Genomic DNA, 4,053 nt, shown 5'->3' with positions numbered 1-4,053 from the left:
GGTCCCGGAGCCGGCGGACACGGACGACGAGCGGTCATCACACACCCCTGCGCGTCCTTCTGCAGCGCTCCCGACCCGATGTCAACAAACCACCGGTAGTAGGAGGGGCCCGGGGTTTCGCCTCATGGGTTCGTTCCGGTGAGCAAGACGCCTCGCTTATGCGGCCCGGCCTGGTGCTGGGAACGTCGGCATCCCAGCACATCCGGCGCCAGGAGGACGCAATGCACACGGAGAAGATCAGCAGAAGGGCGATCATCAGGAGAGGTGCCGCGGCCGCCGGCTGCACGGCCCTGGTCCTCGTCGCGGGCTGCACGTCCGGTTCCACGGATTCGGCCGGGGTGTCCTCGGCGGGGAAGCCGACGGTGCGGGTCGCCCTCGGTGTGGACGCCTCGTACGCCCCGTTCTACCTCGCCGTGGAGCGCGGCATGTTCGCCAAGGCGGGGGTGAACGTGGTGCTGGTGAAGACCGAGGGCGGTCCGGCGGCGTCCCAGGCGGTGACGGCGGGCACCGCGCAGATCGCGGCCAACGCCGATTCCACCGCACTGCCGCTGATGGTGAACGATCCCGGTCTGCGGGCGCTCGGCGTCTTCCAGTCATCCGACCGCTACCTCAAGGTCGTGCTGCGCGACGGCATCACGTCACCGAAGCAGATCAAGACGATGGCGTCGATCGGCGGCCTGGGCCTGTACGCGACACACGAGTACCTGCGGCACAACGGCATCGATCCGAAGTCCGTGAAGATCCTGCAGAGTTCGCCGCCGGAGATCCCGGGGATGCTGGAGCAGGGCTCGATCGACGGCTACATCCTGTTCGAGCCGTGGGCGGCCCGCGGTGCCGCGGCGGGCGGGCACATCGCCGGGCGCATCGGTGACTTCGGGGTGAAGTATGCGCAGTGGCTGCTCGCCGAGCAGCGCTGGCTGAAGGACAACGAAGAGGTCGCCGGTAAGATCTTGAAGGTGGTGGCCGCCGCGGACAAGCTCGTCACCGACGATCCCGCCGCCGCGGCGAAGGCCTCGAAGCAGCAGGTCAAGCTGCCCGAGGAGCAGACGAAGAAGGTGCTGCCGGAGATCACCTTCGCCACCCGTGGCATCAACGACGCCGACGTCGCCGAGTCGAAGAAGATCGTCGACTTCCTCCTCGGCCAGAAACTGATCAAGAAGTCGCCCGACCTGCGGACGACTCTGCTGAAGGGCTGGTACGAGCAGCACGCCAAGTAAGGCCGACCTGTCCTGTGACGCAGGGAGCACCGTCGTCCTTGAACACCGAGACGTCGAGCGTCACCCGCACTCCCCCGTCACAGGGCTCGGCCGTGTGCACCGTCCCCGTCCAGGTGAGTGGCTCACCGGCCACGGCGGTGGCGCGGTTGCGCCGGCTCACCGACGTGAGGCGCGCTCCGGGCCCGGCCCACTCGAGCGCGTACCGGCCGAGCATCTCGCCGTGCAGCGTCGACTGCACGACCACGTCCGCGAAGCCCTCCGACGCGGCGAACTCGGCGTCGTAGTGGATGCGGTGCGCGTTCCACGACACGGCGCTGAACCGGAACAGCTGCACCCTGCTGTGGGAGTACGCGCGCGGTGGGCAGACCTGCCCGGCGACCGGGGCGGCCGGCGCCTTGGCCGTCATGCGGCGGCCCCGCTCTCGTCGTCCTGAGCGTCGTCAAGCGCTTCGAATACCACGATCGTCTCGTCCTTGGTCATGAGGTGTTCTCCGTCCTCAGCCCTGTGGCGGGTGGTCACGCCGAGCAGCATGAACTCACCCGAGCGGCCACGGCGGAGGTCGGCGGAGGTGACCGCCCGGGTGGCGGTGACCCGCGGGCCCGCGACCGCGGGCCTGCCCAGCCGCACCGCCTGGCCGCCGTGCACCTGGCGGACCCGCAGTCCCTGGGTGCACGGCGACTCGCGGGCGGCCAGTTCCTCCGGGCGCAGTCCGTCCTCCGCCGGGCCGTCCTCCCAGCTCAGCGTCCCGGAGAGGAACAGGGCGGGTGGCTTCGACAACTTCTCCCGCCGCCTCCTGGGCGCGGGCGGTGCGGATGTAGTCGACATCGTTGACGGCGGCGGCGTAGCGGCAGAAGTCCTTCACCGTGAGCACGCCGCACTCCTCGTCCTCCCACTGCCCGATCAGCTTCCGGGCCCGGGAGAGGACCTCCTCGAGTACGGCGCTCACCGCAGCGACCGGCTGATCCCCAGAGCCGCCGCGCGCAGTGCGACGGCGTGCCCGGAAGGATCCATACGGTAGGTGGGCGCGGTGATGGAGAGAGCGCCGACGAGGGAGGACTGGCTGCCGAAGACCGGGACGGCCATGCTCGTGTAGCCCAGACGGATCTCCTCGGCCTCGGTGGCGAGGCCCTCGGCCCGGATACGCTCCAGCTGTGCCCGCAGCCGTCCGGGTGAGGTGACCGTGTGCCGGGTGAAGGGTTTCAGCCCGTTCCTGACCACGTCGGCGAACAGCGAGGCCGGGGAGAAGGCAAGGATCGCCTTGCCAGTGGCCGTGCAGTACAGCGGCAGCCGGCCCGCCACCCGCGACTCCTCGTTCAGCCCTCGGTGCGGGAAGATCTTCTCCAGGTATACGACGTCCAGGCTGTCGTGAATGGCGAAATGGATGGTCTCCTGGGTCGCCAGCAGGAGGTCCTCCATGTACGGCTGGGCGACCTCGCGCAGGATGCGCTGCCGGTGCACGCGCTGGCCTATCTCGAACAGGCGCAGCCCGAGCCGGTAGTCGCAGCCCGACCGTTCCAGCAGGCCCCACACGACCAGTTCCTGGGCGAGCCGGTGCACGGTGGCCTTGGCGACGCCCGTACGGCGCACCAGTTCGGCCAGGGAGAGGGTGGCGTCCTCCGCGGTGAACGCCTCGAGGATGGGCCTGACTTTCCCCAGGACCGAGTTCATCGCATCGGGAACGGCGGTCGCGGCAGGGGGTGTTGCGGTAGTGGCGGGTGCGGTAGTGGCGGTCTCGGCGCGGCCGACCATGGTGACGGTCATGGGGAGAACCTCCCGGTCAATCCGTTGCCCTGGGGGAAAACGGAATCATGCAACCCGCGTTCACGGCCATGGTGCCAGCTGTAAATTCGCGGTGACCTGGGCCGTGACCGCGACGACGTCAGGAAACCCCGGTGAGAAATGCCAGGCTGAGCGGGTTGTACAGGTCGGCCTTCTCGTGCTGCGGCCAGTGCCCGCACTCGTTGAAGATCTCAAGACGGGCGCCGGGGATGGCGGCGGCGATGGCTTCGGCCTCCGGAACGTCACCGAACGGGTTCTTGTTGGCCCACACGACAAGGGTGGGTGCCTTGATCCTGGCCATGCGGTCCGGCCTGAGCAAATTGCGCTCGCGGGTCTCGACCTCCTGCAGGGCCAGCAGATTGTGCAGATTCCGCTGGAAGCCGGGCTCGTGGTAGATCTCGTACCGCACTTCGGTCAGCTCGTTGCCGAAGTCGTCGTCCCACTCGGCCCACAGCAGGCGCAGCCGGTCGCGAGTGAGGGAGATGTCGTCCTCCAGCGCGGCGGCCCGTGTCGAGGTCTTCAGCCGTTCCATCACCGCCGGGTTGACCTTCGTACCACCCATGCACAGCAGTTGCAGCGAAGCGACGCGGTCCGGGTACTCGCTCGCCGCCCAGGACGACACCCAGCCGCCCAGCGACTCGCCCACCAGATGCGCGCGTTCGGCGCCCACCGCGTCGAGGTACGCCATCAGGTGCTCGACATACGCGGGGATCTCACCGGGTCGGTCCGGCTTGCCGGTGTAGCCGTGGCCGAGCATGTCGATGGCGTGGCAGCGGTAGCGCTCGGCGTGCACCGGGATGTTCTTCACGAACGCCTCCAGGTGGCCGGTCGTGCCGTGCAGGAACACCACGTGCTCACCGTCCTCGGGACCTGCCTGCAAGCGCCCGGGTCTTGATGCCGCCGGCGTCGACGTATGCGTGCCGGTAGTCGGTGCCCGACAGATGGGTCCAGATGCTCATGGCTGCCCTACTTTCTTGGTCGTGGGTTCGAACTGGTCACTCGTAAGATCGGCGGGACCCAGGGGCTCTGGGTATGGCTGTCATGGGTGCGCCGCCTG

Annotated in this window: 4 protein-coding genes and 1 pseudogene; 1 reads left to right on the top strand and 4 read right to left on the bottom strand. The window is 68.7% G+C overall.

Annotated features, from left to right (window positions below; all coding sequences use genetic code 11):
- The first annotated feature begins 221 nt into the window (after window positions 1-221).
- Window positions 222-1,217 carry an ABC transporter substrate-binding protein gene (locus tag ACFXB5_RS52965; protein ID WP_385223141.1) on the top strand — a complete coding sequence of 332 codons (996 nt, stop codon included), beginning with the start codon at window positions 222-224 and terminating at the stop codon, window positions 1,215-1,217.
- On the opposite strand, the gene ACFXB5_RS52960 is transcribed toward ACFXB5_RS52965, so the two are convergent.
- The 4 genes and pseudogenes from ACFXB5_RS52960 to ACFXB5_RS52945 form a co-directional block, all read right to left on the bottom strand.
- Window positions 1,153-1,623 (bottom strand): acyl dehydratase, encoded by a 471-nt coding sequence (locus ACFXB5_RS52960; RefSeq protein ID WP_385223139.1) that lies wholly within the window; start codon window positions 1,621-1,623, stop codon window positions 1,153-1,155. The two genes, ACFXB5_RS52965 and ACFXB5_RS52960, sit on opposite strands and share 65 nt — an antisense overlap.
- Entirely contained in the window at window positions 1,620-1,994 is a 375-nt protein-coding gene (locus tag ACFXB5_RS52955) for a MaoC family dehydratase N-terminal domain-containing protein (protein ID WP_385223137.1), read from the bottom strand. The genes ACFXB5_RS52960 and ACFXB5_RS52955 overlap by 4 nt, the downstream gene beginning before the upstream one ends.
- A 165-nt stretch (window positions 1,995-2,159) precedes the next feature.
- A complete protein-coding gene (locus tag ACFXB5_RS52950; protein ID WP_385223135.1) occupies window positions 2,160-2,978 on the bottom strand; it encodes an IclR family transcriptional regulator in 819 nt (272 codons plus the stop codon).
- Window positions 2,979-3,096: 118 nt separating this feature from the next.
- Window positions 3,097-3,955 (bottom strand): annotated as a pseudogene (locus ACFXB5_RS52945) (alpha/beta fold hydrolase).
- Window positions 3,956-4,053: the final 98 nt, after the last annotated feature.

It is taken from the genome of Streptomyces sp. NPDC059455 (genome assembly GCF_042750115.1).
Classification (GTDB): Bacteria; Actinomycetota; Actinomycetes; order Streptomycetales; family Streptomycetaceae; genus Streptomyces; species Streptomyces endocoffeicus.
This window is presented reverse-complemented; position numbering and strand designations above follow the sequence as displayed.

Excerpts from the sequence above, each read along its gene's own strand:
- ACFXB5_RS52965 (WP_385223141.1), top strand. The coding sequence starts at position 222 with ATGCACACGGAGAAGATCAGCAGAAGGGCGATCATCAGGAGAGGTGCC.
- ACFXB5_RS52960 (WP_385223139.1), bottom strand. The coding sequence starts at position 1,623 with ATGACGGCCAAGGCGCCGGCCGCCCCGGTCGCCGGGCAGGTCTGCCCA.
- ACFXB5_RS52950 (WP_385223135.1), bottom strand. The coding sequence starts at position 2,978 with ATGACCGTCACCATGGTCGGCCGCGCCGAGACCGCCACTACCGCACCC.